This is a genomic window from Oleiphilus sp. HI0125, from assembly GCF_001635355.1.
The window spans coordinates 1-909 of record NZ_LWGF01001511.1 but is presented as its reverse complement, the minus strand read 5'-3'; the positions used below and the strand labels follow the sequence as shown (position 1 = coordinate 909).

The following is a 909-nucleotide window of genomic DNA, read 5'->3' as shown; positions in this document are numbered from 1 at the left end:
ACTCGATCTGGCTCTGCATATTCGCCAGTATCCAAATCAACGATGCGCGCATCGATTTTCTTAAACGCTTCTTGGATTGCAGTTTTATCGGCACCTGCTGGAAGCAAACCCGCAGCCGCTAAGATGTTTGCTTGCAAGTTGAGCGCTTTGTTCTCCTGCTGAGTTGGCTTCAGGATAACAACTGAACCCGCAACAATGATTGAACATACAAGGCACAACAAAACTGCAACAGTAAAGGTTTTACCCATGGTTTCTTTACTAGACACGAGCCAACCTCCTCGTAATATTCGCTTGAACAACGTAATGGTCGATCAACGGTGAAAACAAGTTCGCGAACAGAATCGCCAACATAATGCCTTCTGGGAAAGCTGGGTTTACAACGCGAATAAGAACCGTCATTACGCCAATTAAAGCACCGTAGAACCACTTACCGGTATTGGTCATAGAAGCAGACACAGGGTCTGTTGCCATAAAGATCATACCGAAAGCAAAACCACCAATAACGAAGTGCCAGTAGAATGGCAGATCAAACATTGGGTTAGAGTCCGAACCAATTAGATTCAGCAAGGTAGACATCGCAGTCATACCAAAGAACACACCCATCACAATACGAAGTGAGGCAATGCGCGTTGCGAGCAGAACCGCACCGCCGATCAAAATCGCTAGCGTTGATGTTTCACCCATCGACCCTTGAACGGTACCGAAGAATGCATCCAACCAAGTTATGTTGTTCGCCATGATCGCTTCGACACCACCACTTGCCGCGAGGCTAAGTGAAGTAGCACCAGAGAAGCCATCAACTGCAGTCCACACGACGTCACCTGAAATTTCAGCTGGGTATGCGAAGTACAAGAATGCACGACCAGTCAAAGCAGGGTTTAAGAAGTTCTTACCGGTACCACCAAAGAT

At 47.0% G+C, this 909-nt stretch carries 1 protein-coding gene and 1 pseudogene; both read right to left on the bottom strand.

What is annotated here, in order from left to right; genetic code table 11:
* Positions 1–266: pseudogene (locus A3762_RS25400) on the bottom strand (Na(+)-translocating NADH-quinone reductase subunit C); the annotation flags it as partial.
* Positions 259–909: RnfABCDGE type electron transport complex subunit D (locus A3762_RS25395; protein ID WP_197469580.1), on the bottom strand; the 651-nt coding region annotated here is incomplete at its 5' end. The pseudogene A3762_RS25400 and the gene A3762_RS25395, both read right to left, overlap by 8 nt.